This window comes from Caulobacter sp. UNC279MFTsu5.1 (genome assembly GCF_900114015.1).
In the GTDB taxonomy this organism is placed as follows: Bacteria; Pseudomonadota; Alphaproteobacteria; order Caulobacterales; family Caulobacteraceae; genus Caulobacter.
Map to the genome: position 1 here is coordinate 26,183 of NZ_FORN01000027.1, position 24,417 is coordinate 50,599.

Annotated in this window: 16 protein-coding genes; 4 read left to right on the forward strand and 12 right to left on the reverse strand. The window is 67.6% G+C overall.

Translation table 11 applies throughout. The features are described 5' to 3' along the window. Positions 1 to 33: 33 nt before the first annotated feature. The 3 genes from BM066_RS15560 (at position 34) to BM066_RS15570 (ending at position 2,916) form a co-directional block, all read left to right on the forward strand. The gene (locus BM066_RS15560) at positions 34 to 891 is read left to right on the forward strand and encodes a type 1 glutamine amidotransferase domain-containing protein (RefSeq protein ID WP_255367609.1); all 858 of its coding nucleotides are present in this window, start codon (positions 34 to 36) and stop codon (positions 889 to 891) included. 23 nt (positions 892 to 914) lie between these two features. Beyond that, a complete protein-coding gene (locus BM066_RS15565; RefSeq protein ID WP_255367610.1) occupies positions 915 to 1,673 on the forward strand; it encodes an alpha/beta hydrolase in 759 nt (252 codons plus the stop codon). Between the two features lie 334 nt (positions 1,674 to 2,007). Beyond that, entirely contained in the window at positions 2,008 to 2,916 is a 909-nt protein-coding gene (locus tag BM066_RS15570; RefSeq protein WP_089929407.1) for an MBL fold metallo-hydrolase, read from the forward strand. A gap of 112 nt (positions 2,917 to 3,028) precedes the next feature. On the opposite strand, the gene BM066_RS15575 is transcribed toward BM066_RS15570, so the two are convergent. From BM066_RS15575 to BM066_RS15595, 5 genes are all read right to left on the reverse strand, one after another. After that, positions 3,029 to 3,655, reverse strand: a complete 627-nt coding sequence (locus BM066_RS15575; protein ID WP_089929409.1) for a site-specific integrase — start codon at positions 3,653 to 3,655, stop codon at positions 3,029 to 3,031. A 591-nt stretch (positions 3,656 to 4,246) separates the two neighbouring features. Continuing rightward, positions 4,247 to 4,777 carry an OmpH family outer membrane protein gene (locus BM066_RS15580; RefSeq protein WP_255367611.1) on the reverse strand — a complete coding sequence of 177 codons (531 nt, stop codon included), beginning with the start codon at positions 4,775 to 4,777 and terminating at the stop codon, positions 4,247 to 4,249. A 16-nt stretch (positions 4,778 to 4,793) separates the two neighbouring features. Further along, complete coding sequence (locus BM066_RS15585) at positions 4,794 to 5,231, reverse strand: outer membrane protein assembly factor BamE domain-containing protein (protein ID WP_089929411.1); 438 nt, start codon at positions 5,229 to 5,231, stop codon at positions 4,794 to 4,796. A 37-nt stretch (positions 5,232 to 5,268) separates the two neighbouring features. After that, the gene (locus BM066_RS15590) at positions 5,269 to 11,208 is read right to left on the reverse strand and encodes a YadA-like family protein (RefSeq protein ID WP_255367612.1); all 5,940 of its coding nucleotides are present in this window, start codon (positions 11,206 to 11,208) and stop codon (positions 5,269 to 5,271) included. A 142-nt stretch (positions 11,209 to 11,350) separates the two neighbouring features. Then, positions 11,351 to 11,965 carry a hypothetical protein gene (locus BM066_RS15595; protein WP_143093746.1) on the reverse strand — a complete coding sequence of 205 codons (615 nt, stop codon included), beginning with the start codon at positions 11,963 to 11,965 and terminating at the stop codon, positions 11,351 to 11,353. Positions 11,966 to 13,374: 1,409 nt separating this feature from the next. Here BM066_RS15595 and BM066_RS15600 point away from each other — a divergent pair. Next, entirely contained in the window at positions 13,375 to 13,815 is a 441-nt protein-coding gene (locus tag BM066_RS15600) for a helix-turn-helix domain-containing protein (RefSeq protein WP_089929418.1), read from the forward strand. A 54-nt stretch (positions 13,816 to 13,869) separates the two neighbouring features. On the opposite strand, the gene BM066_RS15605 is transcribed toward BM066_RS15600, so the two are convergent. The 7 genes from BM066_RS15605 to BM066_RS15635 form a co-directional block, all read right to left on the reverse strand. Beyond that, positions 13,870 to 14,058, reverse strand: coding sequence for a hypothetical protein (locus BM066_RS15605; protein WP_089929420.1), 189 nt, complete (start codon positions 14,056 to 14,058; stop codon positions 13,870 to 13,872). Then, complete coding sequence (locus BM066_RS15610) at positions 14,055 to 15,614, reverse strand: carboxylesterase/lipase family protein (RefSeq protein ID WP_255367613.1); 1,560 nt, start codon at positions 15,612 to 15,614, stop codon at positions 14,055 to 14,057. The genes BM066_RS15605 and BM066_RS15610 overlap by 4 nt, the downstream gene beginning before the upstream one ends. An 18-nt stretch (positions 15,615 to 15,632) precedes the next feature. Then, complete coding sequence (locus BM066_RS15615) at positions 15,633 to 17,828, reverse strand: beta-glucosidase (RefSeq protein ID WP_089929424.1); 2,196 nt, start codon at positions 17,826 to 17,828, stop codon at positions 15,633 to 15,635. Between the two features lie 11 nt (positions 17,829 to 17,839). Beyond that, positions 17,840 to 19,810 (reverse strand): glycoside hydrolase family 3 protein, encoded by a 1,971-nt coding sequence (locus tag BM066_RS15620; RefSeq protein ID WP_089929427.1) that lies wholly within the window; start codon positions 19,808 to 19,810, stop codon positions 17,840 to 17,842. Between the two features lie 77 nt (positions 19,811 to 19,887). After that, positions 19,888 to 22,077, reverse strand: coding sequence for a TonB-dependent receptor (locus tag BM066_RS15625; RefSeq protein WP_089929429.1), 2,190 nt, complete (start codon positions 22,075 to 22,077; stop codon positions 19,888 to 19,890). 362 nt (positions 22,078 to 22,439) lie between these two features. Continuing rightward, positions 22,440 to 23,486: a LacI family DNA-binding transcriptional regulator gene (locus BM066_RS15630; RefSeq protein WP_089929431.1), complete on the reverse strand. Its 1,047-nt coding sequence runs from the start codon at positions 23,484 to 23,486 to the stop codon at positions 22,440 to 22,442. 56 nt (positions 23,487 to 23,542) lie between these two features. After that, the gene (locus tag BM066_RS15635; RefSeq protein WP_089929433.1) at positions 23,543 to 24,376 is read right to left on the reverse strand and encodes a LysR substrate-binding domain-containing protein; all 834 of its coding nucleotides are present in this window, start codon (positions 24,374 to 24,376) and stop codon (positions 23,543 to 23,545) included. Positions 24,377 to 24,417 lie beyond the last annotated feature (41 nt).

The following is a 24,417-nucleotide window of genomic DNA, read 5'->3' on the forward strand; positions in this document are numbered from 1 at the left end:
ACGACCGAGACCTGAGGCGCGAGCGTATCAGACGTGCGGCTGCTGCTTCCGCAGATCACCGCAACGGAGGACGTCATGAGCAAGGGAAAGGTCGTCGTCCTTGGTTCGAATGCGACTCGCATCGAGACCAGGGGCGGCTATTGGGGCGCTACCGGCCAGTACCTCAACGAAACCGTCGTCCCGGCGATGGCGCTGGTCGACGCCGGCTATGAAGTCGTGATGGCGACCCCCGACGGGACGCCGCCGACGATCGACAAGGCCTCGGACGCGCCCGCCCATTTCGGCGGTGATGTCGCGGCCTATCGGCGCGCCAAGGATTTCTACGCCGACGATCCCTCGATGAAGGGCCGCACGCTGGCTTCGATCCTGGAGGACGGCGTCGCCAGCTATGCCGGCGTGTTCATCCCGGGCGGCCAGGCGCCGATCGTCGACCTGATGCAAGACCAGCAGGTCGGTGAGATTCTGCGCCACTTCCACACGCATCAGAAGCCCACCGCGATGCTGTGCCACGGCCCGATCTCCGCGGTCGCGGCGATGCCCCATGCCCGCGAATTCCGCGCCGCGCTGATCGCCGGCGATCCGGAAAAGGCGAAGGAATGGGCCCGCGACTGGCAATATGCCGGCTACCGGATGACCGTCTTCCAGAAGAGCGAGGAGAAGGTGATCGAGGATACGATCCTGCACGCCAAGATCTATTTCGACATGCCGTTCGCGCTCGGCCTGGCCGGCGCCGTGGTGGATACCGGGCCCGACTTCGAGCCCTATGTCGTTGAAGATCGCGAGCTGATCACCGGACAGAATCCGCGGTCCGACCATCCGATCGCCAGGGCGCTGATCGCGGCGCTGGATCGCCAGCTCGCCGAGGCGGACCCGCAGCTCGCCACCGCATGAAACCCAAGCAAGGAGCAAGATCCATGAAACGCATCATTATCGGAGCATTGATGGCCATGACCAGCCTGTCCCCCGCCGCCGTTCAGGCCGCGCCCAACAAGCCCGTCTCGATCGTCCTCGTGCATGGCGCCTTTGTCGACGCCTCGGGCTGGAAGTCAGTCTACGACATTCTGACCAAGGACGGCTATGAAGTGCTGGTCGTCCAGAACCCGACCGTCACGCTCGACGGCGATGTCGAGGCGACCCGACAGGTGATCGCCAAGGCGACCAAGCCCGTCCTGCTGGTCGGTCACAGCTATGGCGGCGCCGTCATCACCGAAGCCGGCGCCGATCCCAAGGTGAAGAGCCTCGCCTATATCTCGGCGCTCGCGCCGGATGTCGGAGAATCGGTGTTCGAACTGGCGACCCGGCCGGTGCCGGGCGAGTCCGGTCCGCCCCTGCTGCCGCCGGCCGACGGGTTCATCATCGTCGATCCCGTCAAGTTCCCGAGCGCCTTTGCTCAGGATGTCGACATCTCGGTCACCGGCTTCATGGCGGTGGCGCAGGTTCCTTGGGGCGTGGGCGCCGTGCAGACCAAGCTCTCCACGGCGGCGTGGAAGGACAAACCGGTCCGCTGGATGCTGACGACGCAGGACCACATGGTCTCGCCGACCACCCAGCGCTTTATGGCGACCCGCGCCAAGGCCAAGCTGACCGAAATCCACAGCAGCCACGCCGTGATGCTTTCCCACCCCAAGGAAGTCGCCACCTTCATCGAGGCTGCGGCCGCCGACGCCCAATAGCCGCAACGTCCCGGGCGGCGGCGCGCGTGCGCCGACCGCCCCGGAACGCCGGAACAAAACGAGGGCGGCGGTGAGGTGAACGCCTTCGCCCCCGCGCCCGCGCTGCTGAGCCCGGTTTATGGCGCTCAGGCCTGCGCCCAAACGAACGCTCCTGCCGCGACCGACCACGCCGCCCAGGTCGTCAGCCTAGGGATCGCGGCAACTGAGCTGCGAGGACGGGAGGTGGGGGCGGGTGCAACTGACCTGTGCGGCATCTCCCGTAGGTGCGTAAAGCGCCAGACGGTCAACCATCTCGGCGAACTGATCGGATTATCGGTTGAAGGGAAAATGTTAGATGGTCGATATTTCACACACGCCGAACTCATTGACACGCCGCCAGGCAATCACCCTGGGCGGTGGCGCGCTGTTCGCCTCGGCGCTACTCGCCGCGAGCGGGTCGGCCAGCGCCGCTGCTGAGCGTTCTACACGAAGCGCGAGCCTGACCCAGGTGCGTAATGCGACCTTGCGCATCGACTATGGCGGGGTCCGCTTCCTTGTTGACCCGTTGCTGGCGGACAAAGACGCTTACCCCGGCTTCGAGGGAACGGCGAATAGCCAGCGGCGCAACCCGCTGGTGCCTCTGCCCATTCCGCTGGCCTCGATCGTCGACGTGGATGCCGTCATCGTGACGCACCTGCATCCCGACCACTGGGACGAGGCGGCGAAGGTCAAGCTGAACGAGTCGCTGCCGATCTTCGCTCAGAACGCAGAGGACGCCGCCCAGCTCCGATCGGCCGGCTTCTCAGACGTGCGGCTGCTGACCGAAAACACTGAGTTTCGGGGCGTGCGCCTGAGCCGTACTGACGGGCAGCATGGCACCGACGCGACACTGAAGGCACTGCCGCAGATCCTCGGCCCCGTCAGCGGCTTCGTCATGCGCCACCCCGCCCACAAGACCCTGTATGTCGCCGGCGACACTATCTGGAATGCCGAAGTCGAGCGCGCCATTGCCCGCTACTCCCCGGACGTGATCGTACTGAACGCCGGCATGGCGACGGTGATCGGACTCGATCCAATCATCATGGGGCCTGCCGACGTTCTCGCCGTGCACCGCGCCGCGCCGAACGCCATGCTGATCGCCAGCCACATGGAAGCCGTCAACCACTGCATCCTCAGCCGAGCCGACCTGCGCGCCTTCTCGAAACGAGAGGGATACGAACGGCGCCTGCTCATCCCCGCGGATGGCGAAACGCTGGCGATCTGAACCAGGGTCGCGACATGCAGGGAGGGCTGGCCGCTCTGGGCGTCCAGAAGTTCGATATGGTCACCCATGACATCGGCGACATGGTCGGCTTCGCGCTGCCGACGCAGCTACGCTAGAGGTCGATCTGCTCGGACATCTCCAGCGCGTCGTCGACCTCGATGCCAAGGTATCGGACCGTGCTCTCGAGCTTCCTGTGCCCGAGTAGAAGTTGGCATGCGCGCAAGTTGCCAGTCTTCTTATAGATCAACGCCACCTTCGTTCGGCGGAGGCTATGCGTGCCGTAAGCCCGGGGCTCGAGTTCAATCATCGACACCCACTTGTCGACCAATCGGGCGTACTGACGCGTGCTGACGTGATCGCCTGGTCGACTGCGGCTGGGAAACAGCCAGTCGTCGTTACGACGTCCACGCACCTTCAGCCAAGCCGTCAGAGCGTCTCTTGTGGGCTCGGTGATCTCGAACGGGACGGGCTGTCCGGTTTTCTGCTGGATAATCGTCGCGCGTGCTCGCAGCGCACCGCCCGGCGCCACGTCGCTGACGCGCAGCTTCACCAGATCACAACCTCTGAGCTTGGCGTCTATGGCGCAATTGAACATGGCGAGGTCGCGGACCCGCCCGTTCGCTTTGAGCTGCTGTCGGATCCCCCAGATGTGCCTGGGCTTGAACGGCGGCTTGGGGCCGATGACGCGGCCCGTGTTCCAAGGACGTTTGGGTGGAAGGAAGAGGTCAAATTGAGCCATGTTCGCCTCCCGCGAATTGGCTGCTCCCCTCAATTCATCCTAGCACGCGTGGGCGCCTGACCCTCCGGCGGCGTATGGCCGACGTTGGGTGGCACCAGGCTCCGGACCTTGCATCGTTGACGCCTTCGACCGCTATCGGCCCTTCCCAGCCGATCGCGACGTCTGCATCGCCGGCGGCATCGCGCCAAATGTGGACTTCCGCCGCCCCACCCGCAGGATTTATTTGGCTTTTACGCCATTGTGTGCGGCGGTTTTGGGCTCTCGATGCAAAAGGATCTTTCCATCCATTGTGCGGGGAGCAGTCGCCGCGTACTGCGGCCACATCCTGTCTCCACGCGCAGCGACCGGCGCCCGTATGGTTTCTCGGGATGTGACCTTTATGGCTAGCAAATGTGAATCGTAGCCGCCCCTGGCGCAAGCCGTTGTAAACTTCGTTGTCGCGCGGCGGCCTTGAATCTTGGCGTATAGCCAGCGCAAACGTGTTGCCGCGATTTCGGATCAGAACTGGCTAGGCACGGTAAGGATTGGCGTTGCCGCCATCTAGAACGGCTCAGAGCCGCTCGCGCATCGCGGCGCGAGCAAGGTCACGCCTTACTGGATGGTGACGGCTTGCAGGACGCCGTCCATGTCGCGGACAGTCGCTGGCGTGATGTCCATGGCGTTGTTCCAGCCATAGGCGTTGTCGCGCTCCATCACGACGCTGCATGCGCTGCGGGTGATGACGCGGCTGAGGGCGTCGTTGAGCGCACGATCGACCTGCTGCTGGCCGCGGGTCTGGGCGGCGATGAAGCGGGCGTTCTGCTGCTGGTCGAGCGCCTGGGCCTGTTGACTGAGGCCGGCCAGTTGCCGCTGGAACTCGATTGGCGCGATCGCGCCCTGCCGCCCTTCGAGCGCCCGGCGTTGTAGATCAAGGGAGGCGCGCCGTTGCGCCAGCTCGGCGTTCAGCGACGCCTGCATCTGGCGCAGTTGAGCCTGCATCGACTGGCCCGCGCGCGAGGCGCTGATGGCGCCCGTCCGCGACAGCAGGCACATGCCCGCGATGGGCGGCCCGAACGTCTGGGCGGAGGCCGGCGCGCCGACCATCGCCGCTAGGCCGATGATCGACATCCCGATCAAGCGCATGGAGCGTCTCATCCGATCAGTTGGCCGCCGCGACACGGTCCGCGCAGGATTTCTCCTGCCAGACCACTTCGGACACCGTGACGTTGTAGTGCCCGCGCGGACGCGCGAAGCGGATCTCCATCCGGCAACGCACTCGGTCCACGCTGCCCGGAGCGACCGGAAAGAACAGCACATAGTTCCACCGTCGCCGGACGCTCTCTGCGAAATGCGGCGGGCCCAGCAGGGGGTAGATACTGAACTTGTCGACCCCTGGCGTGATCAGCCGCACGGACGCCGGGCTGACCGTCACGCCCAGCTTATCCCGTTCACCCGGCGCCTCACGAAAGGCTCCGGGATCGACCGTCGCCACATAGATCGGGGCGGACGGGGGCGCGGCGTCTCGCGCGAAGGCCGCCGCCGGGCTCACGAGGCTGAACCCCGAAAGGATCGTAAGGATGAGGCGCTGGGCTTTCATCGTGTCCTCCTTGGAATGATCGAATGAACGACGCGGGTCAGAACTGGAAGCCGATGCCGACATTGGCGCCCGTGCGTTCCTGGGTGTCGTAGGTCGCGCCCGCCTTGAGGATCGTGCGACCGTCGTCCATGATCCGCGAAAGGCCCATGGCGAAAGCGGATTGCCCGCCATAGGTGCCCGCGCCCAGGGCGAACATGCTGCGACCCGGTTCGTAAGCCTGAGGCAGGCCCGCCGCCGCCAGTGCGCCCGCGGTCCCGGCGAAGGACTCGCGCCGCGCCTTCGACATGTCGACCACGAAGCCCTGCAGCCGCGCGTCCGTGTAGGCGTTGGCGGTCGAGACGGCGTTCGAAAGCCCGTCGTTGAGCTGCTGGACATTGACCGCGTCGGTCGGTGCGACGCCGGCGGCGACATTGTGCAGCGTCGCGGCCTGGCCGCCGGGGTTGAACGTCACCGATCGGCCGCCGGCGTCGTACTGCACCGAATTGCTGGCCACCTGCTGGACCTGGTGCAGTTGCGAGCCGTTGACCGCGTCGGTCGAGGTGGCGCTCACCGCCCCTGCCCCGACATTGCGGACCACGTTGCCGCCCATGTCGACCGTGGTGTTCTGGCCCACGGCGAGGCCGCCGTTGGCGTTGATCACGCCGTTGAAGGTCGGGTTGTCGGCCATGGCGATCTGCAGCTGATTGCCGCTAAGCGTCACCACGGTGTTGGACCCCGCGGTCACGTTGAGCGTGCCGTTCGACGGGACGTTGGTGGCCGGGCCGCCATTGGCCTGGATGTTCCAGCCGGCGGCGGCCGTCTGGTTCAGGGCCTGGAGCGCGGCGTTGACGGTGTTGTAGTTGTTCCCGCCGACGCTGAGGCTGGTGGTCACCGTGCCGGTCGTGGCGTCATAGCTGGAATTGCCGCCGAGGCCGGCCGCCACGCTGCCGCCGAGATTGGTGACGTTGTTCTCGACAGTGGTCGTGCGGTTGTCGAGATTGGTCACGCGACCGTCGAGATTGTTGACCGCCGTCGCCTGGGCGCCCAGCGCGTCCCCGACATTGTTGTAGGTGGCGCCGCCGACCGTATAGCTGGGCGCGGTATAGGCGCCGGTGGCCGGATCGTAGGACGCCCCGCCGCCCAGCGCGGTGGCGGTGTTCTGGGCCACCTGGTTCAGCTGGCTGACGTTCACGGCGTCGGTCGGGGCCGAGCCGGCCGCGACGTTGGTGAGCTGCCGCTCGGCGCCGGCGCTGCCCACCGACACCTCGCCCACCGAGTTCTGCGGCGTGGCCAGACCATAGCCGGCATAGCCGGTCCGCGCCCCCACCCCCGTCGTCGCGCCCGCGCCCAGCGCCACGCTGCCCGCGAAGCTCGCATTGGCGCCGGCGCCGAGAGCCAGGGCCTGGATGCCGTTGGCGACCGAGTTTGTGCCCAGCGCCACGCCATCGGCCAGATTCACCGTGGCGTTCTGACCGATGGCGACGCCGCCCGGCGCCGTCATCTGGACGATGGCGCCGTTGCCGAGACCGACGCCGTTGTCGCCATTGACCGTGGTCCGCGGGCCGATGGCCACTGATTCAGCGCCGACCGCCAGGGAGTCCGACGCCGTCGAATTGGCGTGGAAATACTGGATCGGCGTGACCGAGAAGGAACTCATCGCCCCCTTCAGCTGTCGCAGCGTCACCGCGTCCTGATCCTGGGTGCCGTCGGCGACGTTGATGATCTGGCGATAGCTGGTGGCGTTGCCCACCGACAGGGCGCCGAGCAACGTCAGGTCGCTGGTGTTGTAGGGCACCAGGTTGGTCCCGACGAGGATGCTGCCCGAGGTCCCCGCGATGGCGCGGTCGGACACCGATCCGGACCCGAGCGCGACGCCGCCCAGGATGCTGGACTGGGCTTGGCGGCCGAGCGCCAAGGCGCTGTCGGCCGTGGCCAACGCCTCATAGCCCACCGCCGTCGAACCCATGCCCTGGGCGAACGCGTCGCTTTGCGTGAGCCCGGCTTCGTTGGTGCGGGCGTAGCGGATGCCCTCGCCGTTGGCGTCCACGAAAACGCTGGACGTGTCGCCCGCGATGTTGGTCAGCGCGCCGCTGAAATTGGCGATGTCGGTCGTGTTTTGGGTGACCTGGTTTCCAAGACTGGTGATGTCGCTGGTGTTCTGGGTGACTTGGGTTCCAAGATTGGTGATGTCGCTGGTGTTCTGGGTGACCTGGGTTCCAAGATTGGTGATGTCGCTGGTGTTCTGAGCGACCTGGTTTCCAAGATTGGAGATGTCGCTGGTGTTCTGAGTGACCTGGTTTCCCAGGGTGGTGATGGCGGTCGTATTGTTGCCGATCGCCGTCGTGTTGCTCGTCACCTGCTGGTTGGTGGCGAACAGCTGCGAGCCGTTGACCGCGTCCGTCGAGCTGCCGTCGATCCGCCCGGCCGCGACGTTCTGGATCTGCCGTTCGGCCCCTGCGGAGCCGATCGAGAAGGCGCCGCTCGGCGTCACGCCGGCGAACGCATAGTTGACGCCGCCGATGGTCACGCCGGAGACGGCGGTGGTGACGCCGGAGGCCGCGTTCAGGCCGATCGCCACGTCGCCGGCGTTGTTGGCCACCGCGTTCGGGCCGACGGCGACGGAATCCGTCCCCAGGGCCTGGGAGTCGGCCAGCGCCGAACTGGCGTGGAAGTACTTGATGCCCGCGCCGGTGTTGATGTTGGCGACGGTGTTGTTGAGATTGGTGATGCTGGCGGTGTTGGCGGCGATGTCGGTGGTGTTCTGGGTCACCTGGGTGTTGGTCGCGAACAGCTGCGAGCCGTTGATCGCGTCGGTCGAGCCGCCGTTGATCCGCCCCGCCGCGACATTGGTGATGCTCCGCTCGGCGCCGCCCGCGCCGACGCTGACCGTGCTGGTCGGAGTCGTGCCGGCGAAGTTGTAGGTCACGCCGCCGATCACGGTGCTGGCCGTGCCGACCGCCGCCAGGGTGGTCGAACCCGAACCCAGGGCCACGTCGCCGGCGCTGGCGGTCGCGGTCGCGCCGTCGCCGATCGCCACATTCCCCGCGAGCCCGGCCGCGCCGGCGGTCGAACCGTTGCCCAGCGCCACGCTGCCCTGGCCGATCGCGCGGTTGGCGTTGCCGATCGCGACCGCGCCATTGGCCTGGTTCGCGGCCGTCGCCGTGGCGGTTCCGTCGCTGTTGGCGATGTTGTTGGCCCCGCCGGTGAAGGCGCCCGTGCCGCTGGCGTAGCTGGGATCGCCGATCGCCACCGCGCCGTCGCCGAAGGCGGTGTTGGAGCGTCCGATCGCCACCGCGCCGCCGCCGGCGGTGCCGGCGTTGGCGGTGCTCAGATTGCCGATGGCCACGTTGACGCCGGTCGCGCCGGTGGTGGCGGTGTCGCCCAGGGCCACCGAGGAGGCGCTGCCGGTCGTCGACCTGTAGCCGACGGCGATCGAATTGCCGAAGTTGGCCACCGTATTCTGGCCGATGGCGATAGCTCGAGCCGCACCCGCCGATGCAGGGGTGCCGAGCCCGCCGCCGCCGCCGCCGCCGATGGCGATCGACCCGCCGCTTATGGCGCTGGCGCCCGCGCCCGATCCGGGCCCGCTTCCGATAGCGACGGTATAGGCGTTAGATGCGGACGCCGACTGGCCGACGGCGATCGCTCCCGTGAAGAGGGCGGACGCCTTCCCGCCGATGGCCGTCGAGCCGGAACCGCCGCTCAGCGCCGAGGCGCCGAGCGCGACCGCGTTGAGGCCGACGCCCTGGTTGGAAGCGGCGTTGCCGATGGCGACGCTGCTGCTCGCGCTCGAAACGGCGTCCACCCCCATGGCGATGGAATTCGTCCCGGTCGCACCGTTGTTGCTAAAGTTGCCGCCCGTCACACCGCCGTCGTTGACGCTGACATAGTGGATGGCGGTCGTGCTGACCGTGTTGGCCAGCGAAGTCACCGCTTGGTTGGTGGCGAACAGCTGCGAGCCGTTGACCGCGTCGGTCGAGCCGCCGTTGATCCGGCCCGCCGCCACGTTGGTGATCGTCCGCTCGGCCCCCGCCGCGCCGACGCTGACCGTGCTGGTCGGCGTCGTGCCGGCGAAGTTGTACGTCGTGCCGTTGAGCACAGTGCTGGCCGTGCCCACCGCCGCCAGGGTGCTCGAACCCGAGCCCAGCGCCACGTCGCCGGCGTTGTTGGCGACCGCCGTGTCGCCGAAGGCGAGAGCACCGGCCGCCAGCGCGCTGCTGGTGTTGCCGATCGCGACGCTGCCCTGGCCGACGACGGTGTTCTGATAGCCGATGCCGACCGCCCCCTGGGCGGCCGTGCCGGCCGTGCTGACCGCCTGGCCGCCGCCGCCGACCATGTTGGTGTTGCCCATCGCCACCGAGCCGTTGCCGGTGGCGGTGTTGTCCTTGCCGCTGGCCACCGCCCCGTCGCCGGTGGCGGTGTTGGGATCGCCGATCGCCACCGCGCCGTCGCCGCTGGCGACATTGCCCGAGCCGACCGCGACGGCCTTGCCGCCGGTGGCGGTGGAGCTGTTGCCGATGGCCACGGCGTCGGCGGAGTCCGCGAAGGCCTGGAGACCGACCGCGATGGCGTTGGTCGCGGTCGCCTGGCTGTCGCGCCCCATCGCGATGGCGCCGTCCTGGGACGCCGTCACGTCCGTGCCGATGCCGATGGCGCTCTCGCCGCTGGCGCTGGTCGCGAACGTGCTCGAGCCGAGATAGATGGAGTTAATCCCGGACGCGCGCGAGCCCGCCCCGACGGCGACAGCGTTCTGGGCGCTGGTTCGGGCGCCGAAACCGAGGGCGGTGCTGCCGCCGCCGGTGGCCCAGGCTTCACGCCCGATGGACGTTGAATTGCTGGCGGTCGCCTGGCTTTGGCGCCCCACCGCCAGGGCGTCGGTGGCGTTCGCGATCGAGCCCAGGCCGACTGCTACGGCGTTCGTGGCCGACGCAGCGGAATTGTTGCCGACCGCTACGGAGGAGACGCCCGCGCTCTGGGCTCCCGAACCCGCCGCGACGGAACCGACGCCGCCCGACACGGCCAGATTGCCCAAGGCGAGCGCGAAGTCGCCCGAAGCATTGGCGCTGGGGCCAAGCGCTGCGGAGCTGGCCCCTGTCGCACGGGTGCCTGTCCCGATTGCGGTGGCGAATTGGGCGGACGCCACGCTTTGGCGCCCTATCGCGGTGGCGTCGGCTTGGGACGCGGTCACATCCGTGCCGATGGCGATGGCGCTCTGCGCGAGAGCGCCCGTTCCCGCTGCAGTGCGTGAGCCGAGAGAAACAGAGTTGACGCCCGATGCAATCGTCTGAAAGCCGATGGCCACGGCGTTCTGATTGCTTGCGGCGGCAGAAGTGCCTTGGGCCAGCGAATCCACCCCGGACGCGTTCGCCCCATGTCCGAGCGCGGCGGCGCGCAGCCCGCCCGCCCTGGAAACATAGCCGATCGCCGTCGATTCCAGTCCGTCGGCGCGCGCGTTCAGGCCAAAGGCGGCCGCGCTTGAGGCCGCAACTGAGTTGACGCCAATGGAGCTTGCTCCGTCCGCGGCCTGGGCGTTCCCGCCTATGGCAAGAGCATTGGTGCCGGTCGCGCCCGCAAAGACACCGATGCCTATGGCGTTAAGGCCATTGACGCCCATCGAATAGCCAATGGCGATGGAAGCGTTGCCGGTCGCGGTCGCGGCGGTGCCCACCGCCACGCTGTTTACGCCATTCGCCGTGACGCTGTTGCCGATGGCGATGGCGTTGCCGGCTGTCGCCGAACCGCCGCCGGCCGCATATTGCGCCTGGGCCGGGGCGGAGAGGCCGAGCGCCAGGATCGCGGCCAGGCCGCCGATCACGCTGGCCGGACGCAACCCGCCGCCGACGCCCAGCGCCCCGAGACCCAGCCGGTCGCGCTTGAGCCCGAGCACCCGATGGGCGTTGCGAAGCGCGGCCATCAGCCGGCGGCGTTGCGACCAGCCCCGTCCGACGCCGTCCATCCCGTTGCGGGCGAAGCCGGCGTGGCGGCGATCTTTCGACATGTCTCTGACCATGGCAACGCTACCCCTCAATGTCGGTCCGCCGGCCCCTTGGGGCGTCGACGAGAGCCGCGATCTGGGCCCACTTCACTTGTCCCGCGCGGACGGGCCTCCTGCCCGCACGATCGATTCTGCGGGCCGGGACTCACCGGCGCTGTGTCATCCCGGACAAGGTCACCACCACGCAGGTGGAGCCGCTCGGGATCATCAGGGCCTGGCCCTGGCTTCCGGCGAGCTGGTATCGCCAGACGCCCGACAGGGCCTGGCCGGCCGTGCTTCCGGCCGGAAGAAGGCTGACGACCTCGGCGCAGGGCTTCTGGAAGGGCGCCACGCGCACCAGGTACCCCTCGCATCCGCCCTCCCCCGGCGCGGCGAGGACGACGCCGCCCGCGGATCCCTTGAGGTCGGGCAGGTCGTAGGTCATGCCCAGGACGCCCTGGACGATATGGGCGTCGGGCGCGGCCTTGTCCGCCTCGGTCTTCACCGAGAACGCCGCTCCCCGGGTCAGGCCCTGGCCCAGCGCCTCGTAAAGGTTCGCGCAGCTCCGCGCGCCGACCTTGTTGGCCTGATCGCGGAAGACCTCGGCATTGGCGGGGGCCGTGGCCGGCACGGCGGCCGCCGCCGCGAGGGGGGCGAAAACGCAGACATTGCCGACCAGCGCCAGCCCCAAAACGGCCGCGAAGGCGCGTGCGCCTCGGGGGCGCGGCGTCGCGCCGCGTTGCTGAACAGGATTACCCGCCAATACTTCGATCGTCGTCACTCTAAACTCCCGGCTGACGGTCCGTACCGCGGCGTTCGAGGCATTCGATCCCCGAAACCGCGTCGTTTTCACGTCTAGGTGGCAGATATAAGTGAGCGAGCGGCCCAATTTGTTAACAAATAACTAACAAGGCAGCCCTGGACGGAGCGTTGGTAGCGATAACAGTCCTTAGAATCGGCCCACTTCTAGGTAATCTATACTAGATATATAGTACATTTGAAATGTTATGAAAGTATATATTTCTATTACTTTGAAAACCGTCAACGCCATGCCCCACCATGAAGAATAAGGCCCGCCCCAAGCCCCGCCACAGAGACCCGCGACGGAATACCCGCACGAAACTGAAATGAACGTTTCTCGAAACCGCAAACCCAAGCTGGACGTTAAGCTGAGCCATACTAAGAGGTTTGCCATATTTATTTATATTACAATACGTCAACATACATATTATGCGTGACACATATCAATATACAGAGGCACACCGCTCCACAATTTACATTCCCGTATTTCCAACTGGATCAATATCGATGATACTTCGAATCGTTATCTACGAATTTTCTTTGCGCATAGCCAAACCTATACCCGCAACTTCGGAATTATTACGTGATTATCGACGCCAATCGCGGCGATATAGTTAATAAGCATGTCAAGTTGGAGAAAAATCTCTGAAGCTTGAGCGTAAATGTAAACTTTCGTATATATTTTGCAGCCACCGGAGCAAAATATCCACAACCAAAAAAGCGATCCCGCCGTATATCATTAGACAAGATGAAAAACATCGATAATAAAAACTAAATACTTGAGGATATAGATTTGACTTTACATAGAATTCCGACAAATCAGCCCTGATTGTGGGAAATCAATTGCCGATCAACTCGGCATCGCAGAAATTTTCTCGATCAAGGCCGTTTTTCAATGCAGGCCCAGCCCGACCCAACTTGCGATCCATCTGGTGATGGAATGATCAACTACGGCGCGTGTCGGGCAGGGTGGACGAATCCGTCCCCTCCCCGCCCTGCTCGAGATCGGTCAAGGCCTTCGAACCGCGCCCCGGATCATGCGAAGCGCCCTCACCAGGCGTCGTTCGGTCGGCGCGATGCCGCTAGAACTTCACCCTGATGCCCAGGCCCGCGGACTCGCTGGAAGTGCGCCGGCCCCATTCCGTCGCGTAGTTGAAACGGACCGAGACGCGATCCTCGCCGACCACGTTGAAATCGACCCCCGCTCGGTAGGCGCTCTTGTCGAGCGGGATCTGTGCGGCGATCGCCCGGACGCCGGATTCGCGCCCTGCAGGCGGAACGGCATCTTGATGGCGTCCGTCGTCGTGAAAGCGCCGCCCAGCGTGAACGACACCGCCGCCTGGCTAGTCGGGGTCTCCCTGACGATGACGCCAAAGGCCAGTTCGGGGCTTGCGCCGCCCAGCCACTGAACGTGTCGAACGCAGCCTGTTCGGCGCGGCCCGCGACTTCATCGACCAGAACCTCTCCGATCCCGAGCTTTCGCCGGCCAAGATCCAGGCCCATGTCGGCGTCTCGCGGGCGATGGTCTACCGCCTGTTCGAGCCTGTCGGCGGCGTCTCGGCCTATGCGCGCCGCCGACGGCTGGACTATGCGGTGATCGCCGTCGCGGCGGCCGCCCGCACGGGACGCAGCCTGTCGCAGGTGGCCTATGGCCACGGCTTCCGGTCGGACTCCAACTTCAGTCGGGCCTTTCGCGCCCGCTTCGGCATTCCGCCGGGCGAGCTGAAGTCCGACGAGGCCAGAATCCTGCTCCAGCCGCCGGCCCCGGACGACATCCAGAACGCCCTTGGCTGGTTCCGGGAGCTCAAGCCCGGCGCGCATCGGGCATAGGGATGTCGCACGGGACCGCGACCTTCCTGGCCCGCGTCGGCATCAGACTTGCCGTCAAAGATCCACGCCGCAGCGACGCATCAGCCGCTCGTAGGTCGAGCGCCGGATCGGGCGCTCGTCCCGCAGCCGCACCCAGGTCGTTTCGCTGATCCCCAGCGTCCCCTGCAGATGCGCCTTCGTGACCGCCGGCAGCAGGCCGCGCAGGCGTCGAACCTGCTCGATGTCCACGACGACCATGGTCATGGCGTCGTCGCCTCGACGAGGTCCAGGCGCGGCTTCAGGGGATCGGGCGTCGCCTTCGGCCCTTGTTCGGAAAAGTCGAGGATCCGATCGGACGCCGCCTCGTAGCGCGGCCAGGCCGGACCGCCGGGCGCGACGGGAACGCCGGTCCTTGCAAAGCCGACCCAATAGGCGTGGGCCGCCTTGGCCGCCGCCGCGTCGGCGGGGGTCAGGGCTGCGCCGTAACGGGCGTCGACCGTATCGAACACGAACGGAATCTCGGTGGCGTGCGGCGCGCCCCACCATTGGCCGCGCTGGCTTTCGGCGACGTACGAGAAGCGGAACTGGTAGACGGGCGCGCCCTGGCCAGCCATCACCCGCGCCACGGCCCGGGCCGGCTCGATGAACATGCGGTCGCCCGCCGCCGCCCAGCCATAGACCCTGATCTCACCGTCGCCCTTCGGGTCGTACAGGGCCTCTGCCTCGGGCCGACGCACGCCGAACGGCGCGAAGACCTGGTCGCGGCTTCCACCGAAGAAGAAGCCGTCGGCGCTGGTCGCGCCGATGACGATCGGTATCTTGCTCCACGCCCCGGCCTGGTAGGCCTTGAGCGGCTCGCGGGTCATGATCTTGCCGTCTAGCATCGGCCCGCCGGCCCAGGTCGGCGTACCGGCGGTGGCCATGTTGAGGCCGTCGACCACGGTCTCGGCCGGCAGGGCGCGCAGGGCGTCCAGCGCCGCCGCGTCGGTTCCCGAGACCCCCGCCTTGGCCGCGAAGGCCAGGCCCGCGGCCTCGGCCGAGCGCTGGCCGGCCGGGGCGGTCATCGGCAGGGTCGGCAGCAGGCGCGGCCGTCCGCCGCCGGACTGGATGATCGCCTTGTGGAACAAGCCCTTGGCCTGGGGCGCGGTCAGCAGGGCGTGGAGCGACAGGCCGCCGGCGGACTCGCCGAACACCGTCACGTTGCCGGGATCGCCGCCAAACGCGGCGACGTTGTCGCGCACCCATTTCAGGGCGGCGATCTGGTCCATCAGGCCATAGTTGCCCAGCAGACCGCTGTCGGCGCCCGCCGCTGTCAGAGCCGGATGGGCGAAGAAGCCGAAGCGGCCGACCCGGTAGTTGAAGCTGACCAGCACCACGCCGTCGCGGGCGAAGCGGTCGCCGGCGTAGACGGCGGGGGAGCTGCCGCCATTCACGAAGCCGCCGCCATAGATCCAGACCATGACCGGCCGCTTGACCTTGTCCTTCAGCGCCGCCGCCGGCGTCCAGACATTGGCGTAGAGGCAGTCCTCGGCCGGCTTGACGCCCAGGGGGGCCGCGTCGCCGGGGAACGGGTTCTGCATACAGTCCGGGCCATAGGCCTTGGCCTCGCGCGGCGCCGTCCAGGCAGTCGGCGGCTGGGGCGCGCGCCAGCGTAACGGACCGACCGGCGGGGCGGCGAACGGCACGCCCTTGAAGGCGGCGACGCCCTGGGCGGCCTCCCCGACCACCGGGCCGAAGGTGGTGGCCACCGTCGGATCGGCGGCCTGGACCTGGCCGGCGCCCAAGGTCGCAGCGGCGGCGAGAGCGGCGATACGGATCATCAAGAAGAGTCCTCCCACTTACGGCTTCAGAGTCCGCGCCTTGACCTTGGCCGAGCCCTTGAGGGCGAGGTCGGCCGAGGAGGCGCCCACGCCGACCTGATAGTCGCCGCCAGTCAAGCTCCAGCGGTTGGCCTTGACGTCGAAGGCCCCCAACAGGCGCGGATCGGCGGTCACGGAAACATGGCGCATCTCGCCCGGCGCCAGTTCGACCCTTTCGAAGCCGATCAAGCGCTGCAACGGCTTGCCCGGCGCGCCGGTCAGATAGACCTGCGGCGCATCCTTGCCGGCCCGCCGGCCGGTGTTGGCCACGTCGAAACTCACCGTCAGGGTGTCTCCGCCCGCCACCTTCAGGTTCGAATAGGCGAACCGGGTGTAGGACAGGCCGTAGCCGAACGGGAACAGAGGCTTCTGGCCGCTCATGGCGAAGCGGCGGTAGCCGACGTCCGCCCCTTCCGAATAGACCACGTCAAAGCGGGTCTTCTCAGGCACGCCGCGTCCCGGCAGCTGGGCGCGGGGATATTGGTCGATCGAGGCCGGGAAGGTCATCGGCAGGCGGCCCGAGGCGTCGACCGTCCCGAACAGGACGTCGGCGATCGCCTCGCCGCCCTTGGCGCCCGAGTACCAAGCCTCGACCACGGCGCCGGCCTGGTCCAGCCAGGGCATCGCCACCGGGCCGCCAGTCTGCAGCACGACGACCGTATTGGGGTTGGCGGCCGCGACGGCGGCGATCAGAGCGTCCTGGCCGTTCGGCAGCGACAGGTCGGCGGCGTCCTCGCCCTCGCCCATCCACTGGTTGCCGAACACCACGACGACGTCGGCGGCCTTGGCCGCGGCGACGGCGGCGGACACGTAGCGGCCGTCGTCGAAGGCGACCTTGGCGTCCGGCGCGAGCTTGCGGATGGCGGCCAGGGGCGAGGAGCCGTTGAAGTATTCGCTCCGGAACGGGCCCATCATGCCCTCCCCGCCCAGCGGGACCACGCGCTTGGCGCCGCCCGGCGGGACCACCTGGGACGAGCCTCCGCCCGACAGCACGCCGGCGTCGGCGTGACCGCCGATCACGGCGATGGTCCTGACGGTCCTGGCTAGGGGCAGCAGGCCTTCGCGGTTCTTCAGCAGCACGATTCCTTCAGCCGCCGCGGCGCGGGCCACCTCGGCGCCTGCGTCGTAGTCGATGGTCCCGCCCGGCGTGACCGGCTTGTCGAACAGGCCGGTGGCGAACATTGAGCGCAGGATCCGGCGGCTGGCGTCCGACAGGCGCGCGGCCGGGACCTCGCCCTTTTCGACGGAGGCCTTCAGGGGCTCGCCGAACCAGATCTTGGCGTCCAACTGTTCGCCCGACTGCTGATCCAGGCCCTTGAGGATGTAGTCGGTGGCGTGGACGGCCCCCCAGTCCGACATCACCCAGCCCTTGTAGCCCCAGTCGCGCTTCAGGACCCCGTTCAGCAGGTGGTCGTTGCCGCAGCTGTAGTCGCCGTTGACCAGGTTATAGGCGCACATCACCGAGCCGGGCTGGCCCTTCTCGATGGCGATCTGGAAGGCCAGCAGGTCGCTTTCGCGATGAGCCGCTTCGTCGATCACCGAGTTGGCGAAGTGGCGGCTGGTCTCCTGGCCGTTCAGCGAAAAGTGCTTGATGGTCGAGACGATCCCCTGGTCCTGGATCCCCTTGATCGACGCCCCGGCCAGGTTGCCGGCCAGCCACGGATCCTCACCCAGATATTCGAAGTTGCGGCCGTTGCGCGGATCGCGGGCCAGGTTCACGCCGCCGGCCAGCTGGACGTTGAAGCCCTTGGCCCGCGCCTCCCGCCCGACCACCGCCCCGCCGTCATAGGCCAGCTTGGTGTTGAAGGTCGCCGCCAGCGACAGGCCCGACGGCAGGGCCGTGGCGCCGTCGCCCGGGCGCACGCCCAACGGATTGGTCACGCCCAGACTGGCGTCGCTCTCGTTGACGGCCGGCACGCCAAGGCGCGGAATGCCGGGGATATAGCCGGCCGAGCCAATCGCCCCTTCCGGCTTCTTGATGCCGAAGATCGGCATCGACATCGGCCCGTGGACCAGCCCGATGCGCTCGTCGAGGGTCATCGCCTTGTCCAGCAGGGCCGCGCGCTCGTCGGGCGAGAGCTTGGCGTTCATCCAGGGGCGATCGGCCTGGGCGTGACCGGCCGTGGCGAAGGCGAGGACGGCGAGGCTCGCCGCGACTTTCAGGGTACGGATCAAGGCGGAGGTCCTCAGTAGGTCAAGCCGAAATGGATCGGATAGAGCGGGTTCGCGGAATCATGCGGCGCGTCCTCGGCCTGGGCCTCGACGGCGGCCATGGACGACGGCAGCTCGAACGGCAGCTTGCCGCGCGGCGGGGCGACGCCGATCAGGGCGTCGAGGAAGGCGTCGTCGCCGGCCCCGAAATCGCCGATCAGGGCCGTCGCCTTGTCGCGCACGTTGGTCAGGATGGCCGGGCGGTCGAGATAGACGGCGACGATGGTCGGGACCCTGGCCGAGGCGGCCTTGATCGCCTCGTAGTCGGCGGCCCCGTCGTGGAACGACAGGTCGCCTTCGTGCTGCAGGCTTCCGAACATGTAGTTGGGGTGCAGGGTCTGGAACGGCGCGGCCGTGCGGACGATCGCCAGCTCCGCCTGGGCCAGGTCCTCGACCGGAACCAGGCCGTGGGCGCGGGCGACGTCCGGCGAGACGCCCTTCAGCCAGACCTTGCGGCCGGCGGCCTTCAGCGGCAGCAGGCCGTTCCTGTTCTCCAGCAACGTCAGGGCCGCGCTTTGGGCCGCGCGCCCCTCGGCCACGAAGGTCTTCGAGCCGACCACCGCCCCGGCGGCCTTGGGATCGACATAGGGATTCTCGAACAGCCCCTGCTCGAACTTGATCGCCAGGATCCGACGCGCGGCGTCGTCAATCCGGGCCGGCGCGATCTTGCCGGCCTTGACCGCAGCCACCAGTTCGGCCGTGTCCTCGACGCCGCCGAACTGGTCGAGACCCGCGTTCACGCCCTTGGCGTAGCGGTCGACCTTGGCGAGATCCTCGACGCCCCATCCCGTGGAGAAGCCCTGGAAGCTGGGCCTGACGCCGGCGGGAAAACCGTTGCGGCAGGTGTCGGAGCAATCGTTGGTGATCGCCCAGTCCGAGACCACGATCCCCTTGAAGCCGTGCTTGGCCCGCAGTTGATCGGTCAGCAGCTGTTTTGAGAACCCCGCCCCCACCGGCTCCAGCGGCCGGCCGTCCAGGCTGAGGTCCTTGAGGATGGCGTAGGTCGGCATCACGCCGACGACCCCGGCGGCGAAGGCCTGGTCGAACGGCTTGAGGTGCAGGTCGAACCGGCCGGCCGGGAAGACGGCGTAGCGGCCGTAGCTGTTGTGGCCGTCGAAGCCCTTGCTGGACGCCCCGTAGCCGACCCAGTGCTTGACCACGGCCGATACACCGTTCGGCGTCAGGCTGGTCTCTCCGCCCTGGAAACCCTGGACATAGGCCTTGACCATCCGCCCCGCGAGTTCAGGATCCTCGCCGAACGTGCCGCTGATCCGCGACCAGCGCGGCTCGGTGGCGAGGTCGGCCATCGGCGAGAGGGCCTGGTGGATCCCGACCGCGCGGTATTCCTGGCGGGCGATGTCGCCGAAACGCCGGACCAGGGCCGAATCGCCGATCGCGGCCAGCCCTGTGGCCTCAGGCCACTGCGAGAAGCCGACGCCGGCGACGCTGGCCCCGGCCACGAACTGGAAGTGATGGCGCGGATCGGTGCTGACGGTGACCGGCACGCCCAGGCGCCCCTGCTCGGCGAGCGCCTGCACGGTGTTGTTCTGCTCGGCCAGCCAGGCCGGATCGCCCGACAGGCGGGTGATGAAGGTGGTGACGTGACGTTCCAGGATCAGCGGCTTCAGCTTTGTAAGATCGTAGCCCTGTCCTCGCCCCGGGATCATGCCGCCGACGGCGGGCAAGGTCCCGTGCATCATCTCGCCGGCCTTCTCCTCCAGGGTCATGCGCGAGACCAGGTCGGCGGCGCGGGCGTCCGGCGACAGACGCCAGTCCTCGAACGGCGACAGCCTGCCGTCGCGATCCAGGTCGCGGAACCGCAGGCCGTTGACGATGACGATCTTGCCGTCGCGGACGCCCAGCGCCGGCTGATCGGCCGCGAACGCCGGGGATCCGGCCGCGACCGCCAGGGCCGTAGAGATCAGAAGACGTTGAAGGACGCGCACGCCAGAACTCCCAGATACCGAACAAAGAGGCGCCCTCGGCGGCGCAGGAACCGCCGAGGGAGAGGGTCGCCGAGACGCTAGAAATTCACCCCCAGGCGCAGACCATAGGTGCGCGGCGGGGCGTAGAACTCGCCGTTGCCGTTGGTGGCCAGGCCGGTGGTCGAGTTCGGCGACGAGGCGGTTCGCACGTCGTCGTTCTCGAGGTTGCGGACATAGCCCTGCAGGGACCAGCGGTCGTCGGCGCTGGAATAGGTCAGGCTGACGTCGGTCTTGGTGAAGGCGTCCTGCCTGTTCTGGGCGAAGCCGTGATATTCGAGGTTCTTGCCGCTCTCGTAGTGGGTCTGCACCCGGCCGACGACCTTGGCGCCCGAAGCGATCTCCCAGGTGTGCTGGTAGCCGACATTGAGCGTCCAGGTGGGCGTACGGGCCATGCGGCAGCCCGAGAAGTCCGTCGAACGGGGCGACGCGGCCGCGAAGTTGGCCTTGAAACACGCCGCCACGTTGGCGTTCGCCGCGTTGTTGGCGAAGGCGTCGCCCAGCGGCAGCACGAAGTCGGTATACCGGGCGTGCAGGTAGCCAAGCGTGGCGTCCACCCGATCGTTCTCGGTCACGACCAGATTGCTCTCGAACTCAACGCCATAGACCCGGGCCTTGTCGGCGTTGAGGGTGACCGTGGCGTTCTGGCCGGCGATCACACCGACGGCCGAAACCTGGAAGTCCTTGTAGTCGTACAGGAAGCCGGTGGCGTTGAACTGCAGGCGGTTGTCGAAGAAGCGGTTCTTCACGCCGGCTTCGTATGAGGTGATCTTCTCGGGCTCGTAGGTGTTGGCCCCGACGCCGTCGAAATAGCCGCCGGCCTTATAGCCCGTGGCCACGTTGGCGTAGAGCATCGAGCTGCTGGTCAGGTCGAAGTCGGCCCCCAGCTTCCAGTTGGTGGCGTTCCACTTGGCGTCGGCCAGGTTCTTGACCACGGTCGAGGTGATCGCCCCGGCCGAATTGGTCAGGAAAGTGCCGCCGTCGCGGGCCTTATGGTCCTCGGTGTAGCGCAGGCCGCCGGTGATCCGGAACCGGTCGGTCACCGAATAGGTGCCCTGGCCGAAGGCGGCCATCGACTTGGCGGTGACCTCGGGCTGGATGAACGACAGGTAGGAGTTGGTCGCCAGGAAGACGCGGAAGTCGACGTTGTTGTCTTCGGTGAAGCGATAGAGGCCGACCACCCACTTCAGGTTCCCGGTGTCGCCGCCCAGGCGCAGTTCATGTGACCAGGTGTGGTCCTTGCCCTTGAAATAGTTGGGCGCGCCGGTGCTGGCGTTCTCGCCGCTACGGTCGAGGCGCGAGAAATTGTAGCCGGTCAGATAGGTCAGCGTGCCGAAGCCGAGGTCCAGGTCGGCCTGGGCGTGCGCGCCGAAGAACTTGTTGTTGCGATAGAGGTTGGTGGCGCAGTTGCAGGTCCAGGGATCGCTCGTGGCCAGAGCCGTGCCGTAGGTCTTGTCGCCGCCGCCGGCTCCGCCCTGGTGCAGATAGTCCGCGCCGAGAGCGAGCGAGAAGTCGCCGCTGGGCTTCCACAGCAGTTGGACCCGGGCCGACTTGTCGTCCTGGTCGTAGCGGTCATTGCCGCCGGTGCCCGGCCCCTTGTTCAGGGCCTTCACATAGCCATCGTGGCGCGACTGCTGGAAGGCCGCGCGAACGGCCAGGGTGTCGCTGACCGGCACATTGACCATGCCCGAGGTGGTGATGGCGCCGTAGTTGCCGACGTCCAGCGCGCCGGAGCCTTCGTAGTCGAACTTGGGCTGCTTGGTGATCACGTTGATCGCCCCGGCCGTGGCGTTGCGGCCATAGAGCGTGCCCTGCGGCCCGCGCAGCACCTCGACCCGGTCGATGTCGTAGAACAAAGCGCCGACCGAGGTGGAGCGGGCGATGTAGATGCCGTCGATGTGATAGGCCACCGCGGGGTCGCCGACCTCGGTGGTGTTGGTGCTGCCAATACCGCGCAGGAAGACCACGGCCGCGCCGGAACCGCTGGAGCTGATCTGCAGCGCCGGCACCTGGGCCGACAGATCCACGACGGTCTTGATCCCTTGCGATTCCAGCTTGTCGCCGGTGACCGCCGAGACGGTCAACGGGGTCTTCTGCAGGTTCTCGCTACGCCGCTGGGCGGTGACGACGACCTCGTCCAGCTTCGCGACATCGGCGTCCTGGGCCATGGCCACAGGCGCGTGGAAGCTCACGACCGCGAGCGCGGCCGACGCCAATAACAGACTACGCATCTATTTCCCCTTGTCCTAGTCGGACCCGGGACGCGACGGCGCAGGCGCCGAACGTCACGATGTCCAATCGGCGTCCGGGCGGACGCCTTGATTGCGATTCCTCCAGTCCCTTGTTTCGAGACCTTTCCTGCCACCGTCGCCGTGCCTGATAGCAAGTTACGACAACGTTGTCTTAAAATGACATCACGCAACGACAACGTTGTCTACAGCGATTTTATTGACACCGCTGTCCGGGCTGACGGACTTGCGGACGGTCCATGCGCCCTTACAGGTCTATGATGGAGAGTTCTTTTTGGGACGGCGATCCGGCGCGAAAACTTGTCCCGCAAAAGCACCGCCGCCGGCTCGGGCTTGGCGCGCCGTCAAACCGGCGGCGGTGCGGCGGAGTCCCGGGAAACCAGGCGATAGTCCAGCTGGCGGACCACGACTCGCCCCCGGAAGCGCTCGTCGCCGAAGCCCTCGATCAGCATCTCGACCGCCGCTTCGGCCATTTCGGCGGTCGGCTGGTGTATGGTGGTCAGGCGCGGCCAGGCCGACTCGGCGGCCGGCGTGTCGTCGAAGCCGACCACCGACAGATCTCGCGGCACCGACAGGCCGTGCTTGGCCGCGGCCGCCAGCACGCCCACCGCCATTTCGTCGTTCGCCGCGAAGATGGCGGTCGGCCGCTCAGGCAGGCGCAGCAGCGCCTCGGCGGCGTCGAAACCCGACAGGCTGAGGAACTCGCCCTTGGCGATCCACTCGGGCCTAGGCTCGATCCCGCGTTCGCGCAAGGCCGAAATATAGCCCTCCCGGCGACGGATGGCCGAGCCGTGGGTGTCGGGACCGTCGATGAAGGCGATCCGGCGATGCCCCATGTCCCAAAGCCGCAGGGTCTGCTCCCAGGCCGCCCGGCGATCATCGGTGAAGACATAGGGCGAGCGCTCGAATTCCTTATGCGGCGCCATGCGGACATAGGGCAGACCCGCCGCTTCGATCGCAATCAGCACCTCCGGATCGTCGCAGGTGGGCGGGGTCAGCACCACGCCGTCAAACCGGGCGTCGCGCAGCACGTCCGCGAAGGCCTGGACGCCGCCGACCGTCTCCGGCGGCTTCACCTGCTCGATGACCAGATGATACCCGGCCCGGCGGCAGGCGCGCATGGCGCCGACCTGCACCTCGCCGACATAGTGGTAGGCGCCGACCTGCATGAAGATCACGCCGATCAGATAGCTGCGCCGGCTCGATAGCGACCGGGCCGAGACGTTGGGCCGATAGCCCAGTTGCTCGACCAGTTCCTGGACCCGCGCCCGGGTCTGCGCCCCGACGCCCTCCTCGCGATTGATCACCCGCGAGACGGTCTTGATCGACACGCCCGCCTGGCGGGCGATGTCGACGATCGTGACCGGTTCGCCGCGCTCGTTCTGCTGCATGCACGACACCTAGCCGAAACGCGATCCGCGCGCGAGCCGCGCGCGACGCGCCGCGTTCAGAGTTCGAGCGCCGCCTGGTGGATCAGTTCCGACAGCTTGGCGATCGACGGGTGCGGCGCCGGACCGACGCGGCGGACATAGGCCACCTGCGGCACGGCCGGCAGCCCTTCCTCGATCGGCGCGGCGCGCGGCCGAAACAGGGCGGTGCGGCAGGTGACGGCCAGGCCGGCCTCGACCGCCGCCCTCAGCGCCGAGAGGCTGGGCGTCTCCAGGGCGACGCGGAACGGCCGCCCCTCGCGCTCCAGCGCCGCCAGGGCCGCGTCGCGGAACCGGCACGGCGGGGCCAGTATGGCCAAAGGCAGGACGGCGGCCCGCGCCAGGTCCGGCTCGCCGTGCCAGACCATCGGCGCCACGCGGGCCGCGTGCGGATCGTCGGCCGCGCCCATGCACAGCACCACGTCCAGCCGGTCACCGTTCAGCAGGTCCAGCAGCTCCGGCGAGCCGGCCACCCGCACCTCCAGCTGGACGTCGGGATTGAGCTGGCTGAACCGGGCCAGAACCCCCGACAGCAGGGTCTCGGCGAAGTCCTGGACGAGCCCCACCCGCACCGGCCCGACCAGGGCGTCGCCGGTCAGGGCCACCACCGCCCGGTCGTTCAGCGCCAGGATCTCGCGGGCGTGGCCCAGCAGGGCCTGGCCGGCCGGGGTCAGCGTCAGCCGGCGGCCGTCGCGGTGGAACAGCGGCGTCAGCACCGTCTCCTCCAGCCGCTTCATCTGCAGGCTGAGCGCCGACTGGGTCACGAATACCCGCTCGGTGGCCTTCAGCATCGACCCGGAATCGACGATGGCCACGAAGCTTCGCAGCAGTTCGGTCGGCAGATTGGTGGCCATGACGCTCGCCTATAAGAAACTCTGATATGACCCCTGAGGAT

Excerpts from the sequence above, each read along its gene's own strand:
- BM066_RS15630 (WP_089929431.1), bottom strand. The coding sequence starts at position 23,486 with ATGCAGCAGAACGAGCGCGGCGAACCGGTCACGATCGTCGACATCGCC.
- BM066_RS15635 (WP_089929433.1), bottom strand. The coding sequence starts at position 24,376 with ATGGCCACCAATCTGCCGACCGAACTGCTGCGAAGCTTCGTGGCCATC.
- BM066_RS15570 (WP_089929407.1), top strand. The coding sequence starts at position 2,008 with ATGGTCGATATTTCACACACGCCGAACTCATTGACACGCCGCCAGGCA.
- BM066_RS15575 (WP_089929409.1), bottom strand. The coding sequence starts at position 3,655 with ATGGCTCAATTTGACCTCTTCCTTCCACCCAAACGTCCTTGGAACACG.
- BM066_RS15605 (WP_089929420.1), bottom strand. The coding sequence starts at position 14,058 with ATGACCATGGTCGTCGTGGACATCGAGCAGGTTCGACGCCTGCGCGGC.
- BM066_RS15610 (WP_255367613.1), bottom strand. The coding sequence starts at position 15,614 with ATGATCCGTATCGCCGCTCTCGCCGCCGCTGCGACCTTGGGCGCCGGC.
- BM066_RS15625 (WP_089929429.1), bottom strand. The coding sequence starts at position 22,077 with ATGCGTAGTCTGTTATTGGCGTCGGCCGCGCTCGCGGTCGTGAGCTTC.
- BM066_RS15585 (WP_089929411.1), bottom strand. The coding sequence starts at position 5,231 with ATGAAAGCCCAGCGCCTCATCCTTACGATCCTTTCGGGGTTCAGCCTC.
- BM066_RS15580 (WP_255367611.1), bottom strand. The coding sequence starts at position 4,777 with ATGCGCTTGATCGGGATGTCGATCATCGGCCTAGCGGCGATGGTCGGC.
- BM066_RS15590 (WP_255367612.1), bottom strand. The coding sequence starts at position 11,208 with ATGTCGAAAGATCGCCGCCACGCCGGCTTCGCCCGCAACGGGATGGAC.
- BM066_RS15565 (WP_255367610.1), top strand. The coding sequence starts at position 915 with ATGAAACGCATCATTATCGGAGCATTGATGGCCATGACCAGCCTGTCC.